The sequence below is a fragment of the Demequina pelophila genome, assembly GCF_000971175.1.
Classification (GTDB): Bacteria; Actinomycetota; Actinomycetes; order Actinomycetales; family Demequinaceae; genus Demequina; species Demequina pelophila.
In genome coordinates, this window is the sequence record NZ_BBLY01000004.1 from 332,798 (window position 1) to 348,579 (window position 15,782).

Here is a 15,782-nt window from a genome sequence, read left to right on the forward strand (position 1 = left end):
CCGGCCGAGGGTCAGGCCTGCCTAACGTAGCCCAGCGGACGCGATTATGGCAATGCGCGCGTTCGCTAAATGGTGCGCCCCGGGTGCGACGCGATCTGCTCCGCCGGGCACGCGTCGAGCGGCACGTCGAGGTCGATGCCGTAGAGGGCGCGGATCGCGTCGAGGTAGCGGTCCGAGTCGCCCGCGGCGGCGTGCTCGCGGGCGCGCACGGTCGGGGTGTGGAGCAGGGTGCGGGCGAACCGCCGCAGCGCCTGCTCGATCGCGTCGGCCTGCGCGACCGCCTCCGGGGAGGCGCCGGCGGCGGGCGCGACGCGCGCGATCTCCCGCTCGAGCAGGCCGAACACGTGCTCGCGCAGCGCGACCACGGCCGGATCGAGCGAGCGCTCCGCCTCGTGCGACTCGAAGCGGGCGACCGCGTGCGCGACGATCGCGCGGGCGGCCTCGATCGCGTGCACCGACTCGTGCGGCGCGCGGGCGCCCACCTCGTCGAGGTCGATGACCGTGACGCCCGGCAGCTCCCGGGCCGCGGGGTCGATGTCGCGGTGGAGGGCCAGGTCGATGAGGGTGATGGGGTGCGACTCGGCGCCGTGGCGCGCGGTCGCGAGCAGGTCCGCGGTGAGCGCCACCTCCTCGCGGCCGGACGCGGCGAGCACCACGTCCGCCTCGCGCAGCGCGAGCGGGAGCGCGTCGTGGTCGACGGCCTCCGTGCGGTGACGCAGCGCGAACTCCCGCGCGCGGCCCGACGGCGAGTGCACGCCCATGACGTGCGCGCCGCGCCCCTGGAGGGCGCCCACGGAGGTCTCGGCGAGCGCGCCGGTGCCCACGAGGAGCACGCGCGCGCCCTCCCAGTCGACGCCCGTGCCGGCCAGGTCGAGCGCCACGGACACGACGGAGCGTCCCGAGGTCCCCAGGCCGGTGGACGATGCGACCACCCGGGAGGTGCGCAGCGCGGACTGGAAGAGCCGGTCCAGGCGCGGGGTGAGGTGGTCGAGGCGCTGCGCCTCGAGGTGCGCGCGGCGCACCTGGCCGGAGATCTCGCGCTCGCCCACCACCATCGAGTCCAGCCCGGAGGCGACGGACAGCAGGTGCTGGACCGCGTCGTCGTCCTCGTACGGGGTGAGCGCGGCCTCGACGTCCGCGGGCGCGGCGCCCGAGGCGCGCGCGATCGTGGCGACGACGTCGCGGCGGGCGACCGTCGCATCGTCCGCCTCGACGTAGACCTCGAAGCGGTTGCAGGTGGGAAGGACGACGGCGCCGGCCACCGCATCGGATCCATCGACGAGCGCCCGGCCCAGTCCGTCGGCGCCGACGGAGAGCTGGTCGAGCACGGACAGGTCGCGGTTGCGGTGGCTGGCAATCAGGGACAGGAGAGCCATGACGCGATTCTTCCACGGGTCGCGGACACGGCAGAATCATGGTTATGCCAGTCCCTGCCACTGTTCTCGATCCCGCCCACCCGGCCGCCGACGGCCGCCTGGCCGACGCCCCGCTCCTGGCGGCGCTGCGCGGGGAGCCTCCCGCGCATCGTCCCGTGTGGTTCATGCGCCAGGCCGGCCGGTCGCTGCCCGAATACGTCGAGGCGCGGCGCGGCACCTCGATGCTCGAGGCGTGCCTCACCCCGGCGCTCGCGGCGGAGATCACCCTCCAGCCGGTGCGCCGCTACGGGGTGGACGCGGGCATCTTCTTCTCCGACATCGTGGTGCCCATGAAGGTGGCCGGCGTGGCCGTCGAGATCGCGCCCGGCGTGGGCCCGGTGTTCGCGCGGCCGGTGCGCACCCTGGCGGACGTCGCCGCGCTGCCCGAACTGGGCGAGCCCGGCGACGGCGGCGCGTTCGACCGCGGGCTCGAGCCCATCCGCGAGGCGGTGCGGCTCACCGTGGCGGAGCTGGGCGGCACGCCCCTGATCGGGTTCGCCGGCGCGCCCTTCACGCTCGCCGCGTACATGGTCGACGGCCGGCCCTCGCGCGACCACCTGGGTGCGCGCCGCCTCATGGTCGAGGCGCCGGACGTGTGGGACGCGCTCGCGGACTGGACCGCGCGGGCCGCCGGGCTGTTCCTGCGCGCGCAGGTGCTCGCGGGCGCCTCCGCGGTGCAGCTGTTCGACTCGTGGGCCGGCTCGCTCGCGCCCGCCGACTACGTCGCGCACTGCCTGCCCGGCTCCGCCGCGGCGCTCGCCGCCGTGGCCGACCTGCCCGTGCCGCGGATCCACTTCGCCGCGCACGGCTCGCACCTGCTGCGCCCCATGGCGGAGGCGGGCGCGACGGCGATGGGCGTCGACTACCGGCTGCCGCTCGACGAGGCCGCGCGCATCGTCCCCGGCCTGCCCCTCCAAGGCAACATCGACCCGGCCCGCCTGGCCGCGCCCGCGGACGTGCTCGCGCGCCATGTGCGCGACGTGCTCGCGCGCGGCGCCGCGGCCCCCGGCCACGTGGTCAACCTGGGCCACGGGGTGCCGCCGGACACGGACCCCGCGGCGCTGCAGCGCATCGTCGACGTGGTCCACGCGGATGGCTGAGCGCGTCCTGGTCCTGGGCGGCGGCGTCGCCGGGCTGCTCGCGGCCCGCCGCCACGCCCGCCGCGGCGCGCTGGTCACCGTGCTCGAGCCGGGCCGCCGGTGGGGAGGGCGCGTGAGCCCGCACGAACTCGCCGGGCTCACGCTCGACGCCGGCGCCGAGTCCTTCGCCACCCGCGGCGGGATCGTGCTCGACGTGGCGCGCGAGCTGGGGCTCGAGGCGGACGTGGTCGCGCCCGAGCCGCGTCCCGCCTGGGTGGTGGCCCCCGACGCCGCGTACCCGCTGCCCCGCACCGGCTGGCTGGGCATCCCCACCCGGCCCCTCGATCCCGAGGTGCGCCGCGTGATCGGGCTCGGCCCGGCCGTCGCGGCCGCGCTCGAGCGCTCCAAGGGCCTCGACGACGTGCCCGACGACGTCACCGTGGGCGCGCTGGTGCGCTCCCGGCTGGGCGCGGCCGTCGCGGACCGGCTGGTCGCGCCCGTCCTCCAGGGCGTCTACTCGCGCCCGCTCGACGATCTCCCCCTCGCCGCGATCGACCCGTCGCTGCCTGCGCAGCTGCGCGACGCCGGCAGCCTCACCGCGCTCGCCGAGCGCCGGCGCCGCCTCGCCCCCGCGGGCAGCGCGGTGCTGGGCATCCGGGGAGGCATCTGGAGACTCACCGCCGCGCTCGCGGAGGCCGCCGCCGGCGCCGGCGCGCGCCTGGTCCCGGGGACCGGGGCCGATGCGGTGGCCCGGGTGGACGGGGCATGGCACGTGAGCGCCGGGGGAGGGACGCTCGTGGCGGACACCCTCGTGGTGGCCCTGCCCCAGCCCGCCGCGCACGCGCTGCTGCCGGGGCTGCCGGAGCCTCCCGGCGGCGTCGACCGGCGGGTCGCGCTGGTGACCCTGGTGCTCGACGCGCCCGAGCTCGACGAGGCGCCGCGCGGCACCGGCGTGCTCGCGATCGGCGGCGTCACGCGCGCGAAGGCGCTCACCCACGCCACCGCCAAGTGGGCCTGGCTGCGCGAGGCCGCCCACGGCCGCCACGTGGTCCGGCTGTCCTACGCGGTGACGCCGGGCGAGGACGTCTCGGGCTTCGCGCTGGCCGACGCGTCCCGGCTGCTCGGGGTGCCGCTCCACGCCGGCCAGGTGGTCGCGACCCACGCGGTCGAGTGGGCCGATGCGGCGCCCGCCAGGGTCGCGGACACCCGCCCCGAGGAGGGGCTCGAGCTGGTCGGATCCGCGGCCGGGCTGACGGGCCTGGCGGCGATCGTGGGCGCCGAGGCGCGGGCGGAGGCCTGACCGAGGGCGGGGCCGAGGCGCGGGTCGGGGATGTGGGGCGTGTCCAGCGATCTCGCCCGCCGCGCCAGGGGCCGGCGGGGGAAATCGGGCCCCTTCGGATGCGGTTGGATGGTGTCATGACCGATTCCACCGTTGGATTCACGCTGTTCTCCGTTCTCGACGGACTCCTCGAGGCTCCCGACGAGGAGCTGGGCGAGATCGTCGAGCACTTCGACGCCGCCGTCGAGGAGCTCGCCGACCACGACGTCACCCTGCGCGGCATCTACGACGTGTCCGGCCTGCGCGCCGACGGCACCGTGATGCTGTGGCTCCACGGCCCCGTGCTCGAGGACCTCCAGCTCGCGCTGCGCGAGCTGCACGCCACCGAGCTGCTCGCCGACACCCGGCTCACCTGGTCCGCGGCCGGCGTCCACCGCGACGCCGAGTTCAACAAGCGCCACGTGCCGGGCTTCCTGCGCGGCGAGCGCCCGCGCGACTGGCTCACCGTCTACCCCTTCGTGCGCTCGTACGAGTGGTACCTGCTGCCCGAGGAGGAGCGCTCGGCGATGCTGCGCGACCACGGCATGATGGGCGCCAAGTACACGGGCGTGGTCGCCAACACCGTCGCGGCCTTCGCGCTGGGCGACTACGAGTGGCTGCTGCCCATGGAGGCCGACGAGGTCACGGACCTGGTCGACATGATGCGCGACCTGCGCTACACCGAGGCTCGCCGGCACGTCCGCCACGAGCTCCCCTTCTACACCGGTCGCCGCGTGACGACCGCCGAGGCCCTGGAGGTCCTCGCGTCATGACCCACCCGCAGTCCCCGCTGCCGTCCCCGTCCCCCGTCGCCACCGCATCGTCCCCCGAGGCGACGCCGGCGCCCCTCGCCGCATCGTCCCGCGTGGCCCCGCCGGCCACGTACGACTGCATCCTGCTCGCCGGCTTCGGCGGGCCCGAGGGGCAGGACGACGTGATCCCGTACCTGCGCAACGTCACGCGCGGCCGCGGCATCCCGGACGAGCGGCTCGAGGAGGTGGCGCACCACTACCGGCACTTCGGCGGCATCAGCCCCATCAACGAGCAGAACCGCGAGCTCAAGGCGGCGCTCGAGGGCGAGATCGCGCGACGCGGGCTGGGCCTGCCCGTCTACTGGGGCAACCGGTTCTGGGCGCCGTACTTCGCCGAGGCGCTCCAGGAGCTGCACGCCGACGGCCACCGGCGCGTGCTGGTCCTCGTGACCACCGCGTTCTCCTCGTACTCGGGCTGCCGGGCGTACCGCGAGGACCTCGCGGCCGCGCTCGCGGAGGCCGGCCTCGAGGGCGAGGTCGAGCTGCACAAGGTGCGCCAGTACTTCGATCACCCGGGCTTCGTCGAGCCCAACGTCTCCGCGGTGCGCGACGGGCTGCGGTCGCTGGCCGCCCAGGGCGCGGGCGAGGCGCCGCACGTCATGTTCGCGACCCACTCGATCCCCACCGCCGCGGCCGACGCGTCGGGCCCGCGCGAGGCGCTGCCCTCGGGCGAGGCCGTGCCCACCGGCGGCGCGAACGAGTGGTACGCGGGTGGCGGCTGGTACGTCGCCCAGCAGCGGGCCGTCGCCGCGCTGGTGATGGACCGCGTCGCCGACGAGTTCCCCGGCGTCGAGTGGTCGCTGGTGTTCCAGTCGCGCTCGGGATCCCCCGAGGTGCCGTGGCTCGAGCCCGACATCAACGACGCGATCGAGGCGCTGCCCGGGAGCGTGTCGGGGCTGGTGATCTCGCCCATCGGCTTCGTGTCCGACCACATGGAGGTCGCCTGGGACCTCGACAACGAGGCGCTCGAGACGTGCGAGGGCCGGTCGCTGCCGGCGGTGCGCGTGCCGACCGTGGGCGTCGATCCGCGCTTCGTGGCCGGGCTCGTCGACCTGGTGGAGGAGCGGCACGTGGGTGACGGTGCTGGTGCCGGTGCTGCGGGCGTCGGCGGTGCCGGCGCGGGCTCGCCGCGCGAGCGCGTGGCGCTCACCGACCTGGGCCCGTGGCAGGACGTCTGCCCGACCGACTGCTGCAAGGGCCGGGCGCCGAAGCCGACGATCGCATCGGCCTGACCCGCCCCCGTCACCCCTCCACACACTTTTGACACTCCTCCACACACGCCTCGGCGTGTCGGCGGCGTGTCGCGCGGATATCAGCGATTTCGCGGCGATTCCGGGCCGGCGTGTGTGGAGGGGTGACGGGGTGCCGGTGAGAGAAATAACGCAATGAGGGTGTTGCGCTAATCGCGGGTCCGGGCCTAACCTGTCCGGCATGACACTGTCCCGTGACGCACTCACGCAGGCGGCCGCCATCGCCGGCGCGGCCCCGCACCTGCCGATCCGGCTCGGCACCCCCGACGGCCGCACGGTCACGGTGGGGGAGCACGGCCAGGGCGCGATGTGCGCGGACGGATTCCGCCGGCTGGTCGCCGCCTGGACCGACGGCTGTGCGCCGTCCGTCTCTGCCGTCGAGTTCGAGGACGCGCGCTTCGAGGCCGGGCTGCTCGCGGAGGACGGCTCGCGCTACTTCGTGACGGCCCTGTCGGCCACCCGCGTCGCGGCCTGCCTGCGCGCCCGCGCCGACTGGCCCGAGGAGGCGCACGCCACGGTCCGCGAGGACGTCCTCCTGGGCGTCTCGGTGGTGCAGGTGTGGTCGTTCGAGCTCGGCGCGGAGGCCCTCGACGACGTCGCCCGCGACGCGCAGGCCGCCTGCCTGGTCGAGGAGCTGCTGGGAGACGTCGCCGGCGTCTGACCCCGCCGAAGCGACCCCGGCCCCCACACGGCCGGACACTCCGCACGGATTCGAGCCCGACGCGCCGCGCGCGGGGCCACGATCGCGCCCCGAGACCGGCGTGTCGTCGGCCAATCCGTGCGCAGTGTCCAAGGACGGGACGGCGCGGTCAGCTGCGCGCCGCCTCCTGGAAGGCCCGGCGCGGCTCGTGCAGCCGGCCCATCGAGACCAGGTCGCGCCGGAAGAACACCGCCGCCGTCCAGTCGAGCGCCACGCGCGCCTTGCGGTTGAAGGTGGGGATCGCGAGCAGGTGGTACGTGCGGTGCATGACCCACGCGGGCCAGCCACGCAGCTTCACCCCCATCACGGACGCGACACCCTTGTTGAGCCCCAGCGACGCGACCAGCCCGAGGTGCCGGTGGCGGTACTCCGCGAGCGGCGCCCCCGACAGGTGCGCCGCGAGGTTGCGGCCCAGGTGCTTGGCCTGACGCACCGCGTGCTGCGCGGACGGGGCGCACCAGTCGCCCTCGCCCTCGACCAGGTTGGGCACCTGCGCGCAGTCGCCCGCGGCCCACGCGCCCGGCACCGGCACGCCGTCCGCGTCGACCACCTGCAGCGTCGCCGCCGCGCTCACGTGACCGCGCGGACCCAGCGGCAGATCGGACGCCGCGAGCACCGGCGAGGGCTTGACCCCGGCCGTCCACACCACCGTGTCCGCCTCGAAGCGCTCGCCGTTCGACAGCTCGATGCGCCCGTCGACGCAGCCCTCGAGCCGCGTCTCGAGCAGCACCCGCATGCCGCGCCGCTCGAGCTCGACCCGGGTGTACTCGCCCATCTCCGGACCCATCTCCGGCAGGATCCGCGGCGCCGCCTCCACCATCACGAAGTTGAGGTCCTCACCGGACAGCTCCGGGTAGTAGCGCAGCGCGGCCTTGGCCATGTCCTCGGTCTCCGCGAAGGCCTCGCAGCCGGCGAAGCCGCCGCCCACGAATACGAAGGTGAGCAGCCGGCGGCGCTGCGCCGGGTCCGTCGTGGTCGCGGCGCGCGCGATGCGGCCCAGGACCCGGTTGCGCAGCGAGATGGCCTCCTCGACGTACTTGAAGCCCATGCCGAACTCCGCGAGGCCGGGGATGGGCAGCGTGCGCGACACCGCGCCGAGCGCCACCACCACCTCGTCGTACTCGACCGTGAACTCCTCGCCCAGGTCCGTCGCCGCGGTGACGGTGCGGCCGGCGTGATCGATCGCGGTCGCGCGGCCCTGCAGGATGCGCGCGCCCTCGAGCTCGCGTCGCAGCGGCACCACGGCGTGCCGAGGCTCGATGGACCCGGCGGCGGCCTCGGGCAGGAAGGGGGCGTAGGTCATGTAGGGGCGCCGGTCGAGCACGGTGACCTCGACGCGGTCGCGCGCCTTCCTCAGCAGGGTGAGGGCGGTGTACAGGCCGACGTAGCCGCCGCCAAGAATCAGGACTCGCGTGCGCGCCATGGGGAACCTCCTGCAGGGGGCAACCGCGGGCGGCGGCGAGACGTTCCCGGCATCGCCGCCCCCGCGGCGATGCTGATGGGGACGGTCCGGGAGTCTACCCGCTCACCCGGGACTCAGGTCCCGGAGGGGGTGGTGCGGTGGCGGTGGCCGATGCGCCGGCCGGGGACGATGCCCCGGGTCGCCTTCGCCTCAGCGCCCCAGCATGGTGGTGACGTCGAGCAGCTCGTCGAGCAGGGCCTCGGTGATCTCGCCGCGCTCGACGAAGCCGAGGGCGATCGTGGCCTCGCGGACGGTGAGCCCCTCCTTGACCGCGTGCTTGGCGATCGTGGCGGCGTTCTCGTACCCGATCACGCGGTTGAGCGGCGTCACCACGGAGGGGCTGGCCTCGGCGAAGCGGCGCGCGCGGTCCTCGTTCGCCTCGATGCCCTCCACGGTGCGGGTCGCGAGCACGCGCGAGGCGTTGCCCAGCAGGCGGGCCGATTCGAGCACGCCCAGCGCCATCACCGGGATCTGCACGTTGAGCTCGAAGGCCCCGGAGGCGCCGGCCCAGGCGACCGTCGCATCGTTCCCCACCACCCGGGCGCAGACCATGAGGACCGCCTCGGGGACCACGGGGTTGACCTTGCCGGGCATGATCGAGGAGCCGGGCTGGAGGTCCGGCAGGCGGATCTCCGCGAGGCCGGTGTTGGGGCCCGAGCCCATCCATCGCAGGTCGTTGCACACCTTGGTGAGGGACACGGCGATGGTGCGCATCGCGCCCGAGGCCTCGACCAGGCCGTCGCGCGCGGACTGCGCCTCGAAGTGGTTGCGGGCCTCCGTGATGGGCAGGCCCGTGTCCTCCGCGAGGAGGGCGATGACGCGCTGGGGGAAGCCGGCCGGGGTGTTGATGCCGGTGCCCACGGCGGTGCCGCCCAGGGGCACCTCGGCGACGCGGGGCAGGGCGACGATCAGCCGCTCGATGCCGTGGCGCACCGCGGCCGCGTAGCCGGAGAACTCCTGACCCAGCGTCACCGGGGTGGCGTCCATGAGGTGCGTGCGGCCGGACTTCACGACGTCCGCGAACTGCTCGGCCTTGGCCTCGAGCGCGCGCGCGAGCTGCTCGAGCGCGGGGACCAGGTCGCCCACGATCGCGGCGGTCGCGGCCACGTGCACGGACGTGGGGAACACGTCGTTGGACGACTGCGACGCGTTGACGTGGTCGTTCGGGTGAACGTCGCGGCCCAGACGCGCGGTCGCGAGGGAGGCGAGCACCTCGTTCGTGTTCATGTTGGAGGACGTGCCGGAGCCGGTCTGGAAGACGTCGACGGGGAAGTGCGCGTCGTGGTCGCCCCGGGCCACCTCGTCCGCGGCGGCGACGATCGCGTCGGCGATGTCCGCGTCGAGGACCCCCAGTTCGGCGTTGGCGCGCGCGGCGGCCTTCTTCACCCGCGCGAGCGCCTCGATGTGGCGCCGCTCGAGCGTGATGCCCGAGATGGGGAAGTTCTCCACCGCCCGCTGCGTCTGGGCCCGGAAGAGGGCGTCGGCCGGGACCCGGACCTCGCCCATGGTGTCGTGCTCGATGCGGAACTCCGTCGTCATGGCGCCCAGTCTGGCACGTCCGGGCGGGACCTCGGTCCCACCCCGCGCGGGCGTGTCAGCCCTGGTCCGGGACGATTCCGACGACTCCCGCATCCGCCTCGTCCCCGGCCGCAGCGGCGCCCGCGGCATCCCCGCCGACCCGAGCATCGTCCGCCGCCCGTGCCGCGTCGATCCGGTCCTGCGCGCCGTCGAGCAGCTCCTGGCAGCGCGCCGCGAGGGCCTCGCCGCGCTCCCACAGCGTCACCGACTCGTCGAGGGTCGCGGCGCCGGCCTCGAGCCGGGCGACGATCGCCACGAGCTCGTCGCGCGCCTCCTCGTAGGACAGGGTCTCGAGGGGGCGGGTGAAGGGGGAGTCGGGCATGGGGCTACGGTACCGGGCGCCGTTCAGCGCGCCTGCGCCGCGATCTCCCCACCTGCGACTCGCACGCGCAGCGCGGTGCCTGTGGGCGCCGCGGCCGGGTCGCGGACGATCACCCCGTCCTCCGTGCGCACGACGGCGAAGCCGCGGTCGAGCGTCGCCTGCGGGCTCAGCGCCCGCACGGATGCGGCGAGCTCGCGGACGCGGGAGCGCTCGGCGTCCAGGCGCGCCGCGACCGCGCGGGCAGACGCGTCGCGCCACCGCAGCGCCTCGTCGACGAAGGGCGCGAGCATGGCCTCCGGGCGCGCGAGCACCGGCCGGGTGCGCAGCTGGGCCAGGTGCTGGCGTTCGCGGGCCGTGCCCGCGGCGAGTGCGGTGCGCAGGGCGGCGCGAGCACGGGCGATCCCGGTCGCCTCGGCCTGGGCATCGGGGACGATGCGTTTGCCGGCGTCCGTGGGGGTGGACGCCCGGTAGTCGGCGACCAGGTCGAGCAGGGGCGAGTCCTTCTCGTGCCCGATCGCGCTGACGACCGGGGTCGCGCACGCGGCCGCCGCGCGGATCAGGCGCTCGTCGCTGAAGGCCACGAGGTCCTCGAAGGACCCGCCGCCGCGTGCGACCACGATGACGTCGATGTCCGGGCGCGCGTCGAGCTCGGCAAGCGCCGCGGTGGTCTCGGGCACGGCGCGGGCGCCCTGCACCGTGACCCGGCGGATCTCGAAGCGCACGGCGGGCCAGCGGCGGGTGGCGTTCTCGACCACATCGTGCTCGGCGTCGCCCTGGGTGGCGCACACGAGCCCCACCGTGCGCGGGATGAAGGGCAGCGGGCGCTTGCGGTCCGCATCGAAGAGGCCCTCTGCGGCGAGCGACTCCTTGAGCGCCTCGATCCGTGCGAGCAGGTCGCCCACGCCCACCTGGCGCACGGCGTCGCCGCCCAGCTGCAGCGAGCCGCCCTTGACCCACCATTCGGGCTTGGCGTGGATGACCACGCGCGTGCCGTCGACCAGGTCGACGCCCAGCGCGCGCACGGCGGACTCGGGCAGCGTCGCCCGGATCGACATGTCCGCTTCCGTGTCGCGCAGCGTGAGGAACACCAGGTGGCGCCATGTCTTGACGTTGAGGACCTGGCCCTCGACCCACACGGCAGGAAGCCTCGCCACGTAGTCGCGGATCTTGGGGGAGAGGTGGCGCACCGGCCACGGCCGCTCGGGCGTGGTGTCCGTGGAACGCTCGGGGAGCGTGGCGGGCGCCCGGTCGTTGGTGGGGAAGGGGGCGTCTGTCACGCCCCACAGCCTGCCACGTAGGATGGAGCCCATGCCTGAGACGAGTGCCAAGCGTGTCCTGCTCGCCGCCCCGCGAGGCTACTGCGCCGGCGTGGACCGCGCCGTCATCGCGGTGGAGAAGGCGCTCGAGCTGCACGGCGCACCTATCTATGTGCGCAAGGAGATCGTCCACAACAAGTACGTGGTCGAGACCCTGTCCGAGCGCGGCGCGATCTTCGTGGACGAGACCGACGAGGTGCCCGAGGGTGCACGCGTGGTCTTCTCCGCGCACGGTGTCGCTCCTGCGGTGCGCGACGCGGCCGCGGCACGCAGCCTGCTCACCATCGACGCGACGTGCCCCCTGGTGACCAAGGTGCACAAGGAGGCCATCCGCTTCGCGCGCGACGAGCGCACCATCCTGTTGATCGGCCACACCGGCCACGAGGAGGTCGAGGGCACGGCGGGCGAGGCCCCCGAGCACACGATCGTGGTCAACTCGCCCGAGGACGTGGCCGACCTCGAGGTGCCGGACCCCGAGAACGTCGTGTGGCTGTCCCAGACCACGCTGTCCGTCGACGAGACGATGGAGACCGTGCGCCGCCTGCGCGAGCGTTTCCCCGCGCTCCAGGACCCGCCCAGCGACGACATCTGCTACGCCACCCAGAACCGCCAGGTGGCGGTGAAGAAGCTCGCGCCCGAGTGCGACCTGGTGATCGTGGTGGGCTCCGCGAACTCGTCGAACTCGGTCCGCCTGGTCGAGGTGGCGCTGCAGGCCGGCGCGACCACGGCCTACCGGATCGACCGCGCGAGCGAGCTCGACGAGTCCTGGCTCGACGGCGTGGAGACCGTGGGCGTGACCTCGGGCGCGTCCGTGCCGGAGATCCTGGTGCGCGGCGTCCTCGACGCGCTCGCCGGGCGCGGCTTCGAGACCGTGCAGGAGGTCCGCACCGCGACGGAGGACCTCATGTTCTCCCTCCCGCGCGAGATCCGCGCGGACCTCAAGGCTCAGGAGGCCGCGCGCGCCGTCACGGCGTGATGGGCTCGGTCTTCGCCTCCTCCTGGTCGGAGCCGGCCCCCTCCCGTGCCTCGTCGTCGACCAGTTCCGCCGCGGTGAGGGCGCGCACGTCGCCCGAGACGGGCTCCACAGACTCGAGCCGCGCCTCGAGGTGCTGCATGTTCCCGAACCGCCGCGCGCTGACCATGACGCGCGACTCCAGCGAGCCGACGGCCGCGTTGTAGTGCTTGGCGGCCTGCTCGAGCGAGCGGCCCAGCCGCCCCACGTGGGTGCCCAGGGTGCCCAGGCGCTCGTACAGCTCGCGGCCGTTCTCCAGCACCGCGCGGGCGTTGGCGGCGAGGGACTCCTCGCGCCACGCGAGCGCGGCGGTGCGCAGCAGCGCCACGAGCGTGGTGGGGGTCGCGATGAGCACCTGGTGCGCGTATGCGTATTCCTGCAGCGCCGGGTCCTGCTCGAGCGCCGCCTGGTAGAACGCCTCCGACGGCACGAACATGACCACGAACTCGGGCGCCGAGTCGAACTGCGCCCAGTAGCGCTTGGCCGCGAGCGAGTCCACGTGCCTCTTCATATGGGTGGCGTGCGCGCGCAGGCGCTCCGCGCGCACCGCCTCGTCGTCCGTCTCGAACGCCTCGAGCAGCGCGACGAGCGCGACCTTCGAGTCGACCACGATGCTCCGGCCGCCGGCCAGGCGGACGGTGAGGTCGGGACGCAGGACGGCGCCGTTCTCGTCGCGCACGGTGTCCTGCTCCGTGAAGTCGACGTGCTGGACCATGCCGGCGAGCTCCACCACGCGGCGCAGCTGCACCTCGCCCCAGTTGCCGCGGACGTCGGACCGGCGCAGCGTGTTGATGAAGTCGTCCGCCTTGCGCCCCACCTTCTCCGTGGCCTCGAGCATCTGGCGCACCTGCTCGGCGAGGCGCGCCTGGCCCGCCTCCCGGGCCTGCGCCGCCTCGACCGTCTGCGCGCGCACCGCATCGAGCGTCTTCGCGAGCGGCTCGACCATGCGGCGCACCGACTCCTCCCGCTTGGCGAGCTCGGCTGCGCCGGCCTCCCGCTCGCGCGTCAGGCGCTCCTGCGCCATGGCGACGAGCTGCTCCTGGTTGGCGCGCAGCACGTCGGCGCTCACGGCGCCGAACTGCTCGCGCAGGCGCGCCTCGTCGGCGCGCACCTGGGCGACGTAGCGCTCGTGCTCCGCGCGCAGCTCCGCCTCGCGCCGGCGCGAGGCCTCCTTGTGCTCGGTGAGCGCCCCCTCCAGGGCGCCGATGCGCGCCCGGGCCACCGCAGCATCGGCCATCGAGGAGGAGGCGCGCCGGGAGGCGAGGACGTAGCCGAGGGCCGCGCCGCAGGCGAGGGACAGGAGGGCGATGAGCAGCTCGAGAGGCATGCCCACAGCCTGACAGGGGGGTCCGACACCGGGCCGCCCCGGCGCTGGGGCCCGGGCGCCGCCCACGCGCCGCCCCGGCCCGCATATACGCACACTCCGTGTTGCGTTGCTCGCCCCTGACGCCGTGATGCGTGTGAAAAACGTCACATCGATGCCGGGCGTCCCCACGACCATGCCGGTCGAAACCTGTTTGTTACCGATTCTTTCCTACTCTTGACCGCGTCGCGGGGAACCACCCCCGGCACATCACGCGTCGTCGTTTTCCCGAAACCCCGGGTCGGTCCGACGACGCGTCTGATGCGAGAGGAAACCACAATGAAGTTCGGCAAGTTCGGTAGGGGAGCCGCAGTCGTCGCCGTCGCGACGCTCGCCCTCGCCGCCTGCACCTCGACCAGCGACACGTCCGACGAGGACGCGACGTCGGCCGATCCGACCACGGGCGCCACGGAGGCCTCGGGTTCGAACACCGACACGATCTTCTACTCGGCCGGCGAGGTCGAGTGGAACGGGTACAACGACCTCACGGCCGCCACGTACTCGACCTACAACTCGGTCATCAACGAGCGCGTGCGCTCGAGCTTCGTCTACTACGACGAGAACGCGCAGATCCACGTCAACGAGGACTTCGGCAACGTCGAGCTGATCAGCGACGACCCGATGGTCGTCAAGTACACGATCGCCGACGACGCGGTGTGGTCCGACGGCACCCCGATCACCTACGAGGACGCGCTCCTGACCTGGGCCGCGCAGTCGACCGCCGACGGCGAGGACGAGAACGGCAACCCCATCCCGCTGTTCGACCACGTCTCCGGTCTGGACCTCATGGAGCGCATCCCCGCCGGCCCGCAGGGCGAGGCCGGCGGCAAGGAGTTCACCGTCGAGTACGCGAACCCGTACCCCGACTACATGCTCACGACCGTGCTCGACTTCCCGTCGCACATCGTGGCCGAGCAGGCCGACATGACGATGGACGAGCTCGTCGCCGCCATCGAGGCCAAGGACGTCGAGGCGCTGCGCCCGGCGGCCGAGTTCTGGAACAACGGCTGGATCTCCTCCACCCCGGGCCAGCTGCCCGACCCGGCGATCGCCCTGTCCTCCGGCCCGTACACGTACGGCTCGTGGGAGGCCGGCCAGTCGCTGACCCTGGTCCCGAACGAGATGTGGTGGGGCGAGGCCCCGAAGACCGGCAACCTGGTCTTCCGCTTCGCGTCCGCTGACACGCACGTCCAGGCGCTCCAGAACGGCGACCTCAACGTCATCGAGCCGCAGGCCACCGTCGACACCATCGACCAGGTCAGCGCGATCGGCGACTCGGTCACGCTCGCGACCTTCCAGACCCTGATCTGGGAGCACCTCGACATCAACCGCGCCGAGGGCGCCTCGCTCGCGGACTCGGCCGAGGCCCGTGAGGCGTTCGCCATGTGCGTGCCCCGTCAGCTCATCGTCGACAACCTGATCAAGCCGATCAACCCCGACGCGGTCGTCATGAACGCCCGCGAGGTGTTCCCGTTCCAGGACGAGTACCAGGAGGTCGTGGACGCGGCCTACGACGGCCGCTACGACGAGGTCGACATCGAGGGTGCGAAGGCCAAGCTCGAGGAGGCCGGCATCACCGAGCCCCTGCGCGTGCGCATCGGCTACTCGGCGCCCAACCCGCGCCGTACCGACGAGGTCGCCCTGATCAAGGACTCCTGCGACCAGGCGGGCTTCGAGATCGTCGACTCCGGCGACTCGTCCTTCTTCGCCGCGGGCGGCGCCCTCGACACCGGTGACTTCGACGTCGCGCTCTTCGCGTGGTCGGGCTCCGGCCAGATCACCTCGGGTCAGAACATCTACTCGACCACGGGCACGCAGAACTACTACGGCTACTCGAACGAGGCCGTGGACACCGCGTGGGACGTCCTGACGGCGACCCTCGACCGTGCCGAGCAGCTCGCCGAGATCAAGACGATCGAGAAGGAGCTGTGGGACGACCTCTACGGCATCCCGCTGTTCGCGCACCCCGGTGTCGCGGCCTGGGACTCGTCGATCGACGCCATCGCCCCGACCTCCGCTCAGTCCGGCATCGTCTGGAACGCGGAGAACTGGGTCCGCGCGGCGCAGTAGAATAGCGCGTCATGCACCAATCCGATGGGGTGGGGCTTAGGCCCCACCCCATCGGCCATGTGTGGACCACGGGCCGACGGCGCCC

The 15,782-nt window shown here is 73.8% G+C and carries 13 protein-coding genes; 7 read left to right on the top strand and 6 right to left on the bottom strand.

Going from position 1 to position 15,782, the window contains the following annotated elements; all coding sequences use genetic code 11:
- Positions 1 to 65 precede the first annotated feature (65 nt).
- Positions 66 to 1,376, bottom strand: coding sequence for a glutamyl-tRNA reductase (locus tag AOM03_RS07265; RefSeq protein ID WP_062379820.1), 1,311 nt, complete (start codon positions 1,374 to 1,376; stop codon positions 66 to 68).
- Between the two features lie 44 nt (positions 1,377 to 1,420).
- Between AOM03_RS07265 and hemE the strand changes: the two genes are divergently transcribed.
- From hemE to AOM03_RS07290, 5 genes are all read left to right on the top strand, one after another.
- Entirely contained in the window at positions 1,421 to 2,515 is a 1,095-nt protein-coding gene (gene hemE, locus AOM03_RS07270; RefSeq protein ID WP_062379822.1) for a uroporphyrinogen decarboxylase, read from the top strand.
- Entirely contained in the window at positions 2,508 to 3,794 is a 1,287-nt protein-coding gene (locus AOM03_RS07275) for a protoporphyrinogen/coproporphyrinogen oxidase (RefSeq protein WP_062379824.1), read from the top strand. The genes hemE and AOM03_RS07275 overlap by 8 nt, the downstream gene beginning before the upstream one ends.
- A 116-nt stretch (positions 3,795 to 3,910) precedes the next feature.
- A complete protein-coding gene (hemQ, locus tag AOM03_RS07280; protein ID WP_082092228.1) occupies positions 3,911 to 4,585 on the top strand; it encodes a hydrogen peroxide-dependent heme synthase in 675 nt (224 codons plus the stop codon).
- Entirely contained in the window at positions 4,582 to 5,856 is a 1,275-nt protein-coding gene (locus AOM03_RS07285) for a ferrochelatase (RefSeq protein WP_082092229.1), read from the top strand. Before hemQ ends, AOM03_RS07285 begins: the two co-directional genes overlap by 4 nt.
- A gap of 199 nt (positions 5,857 to 6,055) precedes the next feature.
- The gene (locus AOM03_RS07290; protein WP_062379828.1) at positions 6,056 to 6,535 is read left to right on the top strand and encodes a hypothetical protein; all 480 of its coding nucleotides are present in this window, start codon (positions 6,056 to 6,058) and stop codon (positions 6,533 to 6,535) included.
- Between the two features lie 148 nt (positions 6,536 to 6,683).
- Here the strand turns inward: AOM03_RS07290 and AOM03_RS07295 are convergent, their stop codons facing one another.
- From AOM03_RS07295 to xseA, 4 genes are all read right to left on the bottom strand, one after another.
- Complete coding sequence (locus AOM03_RS07295) at positions 6,684 to 7,997, bottom strand: NAD(P)/FAD-dependent oxidoreductase (protein ID WP_062379830.1); 1,314 nt, start codon at positions 7,995 to 7,997, stop codon at positions 6,684 to 6,686.
- A 189-nt stretch (positions 7,998 to 8,186) separates the two neighbouring features.
- Positions 8,187 to 9,575: a class II fumarate hydratase gene (locus AOM03_RS07300; RefSeq protein ID WP_062379832.1), complete on the bottom strand. Its 1,389-nt coding sequence runs from the start codon at positions 9,573 to 9,575 to the stop codon at positions 8,187 to 8,189.
- Between the two features lie 55 nt (positions 9,576 to 9,630).
- Entirely contained in the window at positions 9,631 to 9,936 is a 306-nt protein-coding gene (locus AOM03_RS07305; protein ID WP_062379834.1) for an exodeoxyribonuclease VII small subunit, read from the bottom strand.
- A 23-nt stretch (positions 9,937 to 9,959) separates the two neighbouring features.
- Positions 9,960 to 11,213, bottom strand: coding sequence for an exodeoxyribonuclease VII large subunit (gene xseA, locus AOM03_RS07310; RefSeq protein WP_227589924.1), 1,254 nt, complete (start codon positions 11,211 to 11,213; stop codon positions 9,960 to 9,962).
- 31 nt (positions 11,214 to 11,244) lie between these two features.
- Between xseA and AOM03_RS07315 the strand changes: the two genes are divergently transcribed.
- Complete coding sequence (locus tag AOM03_RS07315) at positions 11,245 to 12,228, top strand: 4-hydroxy-3-methylbut-2-enyl diphosphate reductase (RefSeq protein WP_369345445.1); 984 nt, start codon at positions 11,245 to 11,247, stop codon at positions 12,226 to 12,228.
- On the opposite strand, the gene AOM03_RS07320 is transcribed toward AOM03_RS07315, so the two are convergent.
- A complete protein-coding gene (locus AOM03_RS07320) occupies positions 12,218 to 13,591 on the bottom strand; it encodes a DNA recombination protein RmuC (protein WP_062379837.1) in 1,374 nt (457 codons plus the stop codon). The genes AOM03_RS07315 and AOM03_RS07320 overlap by 11 nt on opposite strands.
- Before the next feature lie 315 nt (positions 13,592 to 13,906).
- On the opposite strand from AOM03_RS07320, the gene AOM03_RS07325 reads away from it, so the two are divergent.
- Positions 13,907 to 15,697, top strand: coding sequence for an ABC transporter family substrate-binding protein (locus AOM03_RS07325; protein WP_062379839.1), 1,791 nt, complete (start codon positions 13,907 to 13,909; stop codon positions 15,695 to 15,697).
- Positions 15,698 to 15,782: the final 85 nt, after the last annotated feature.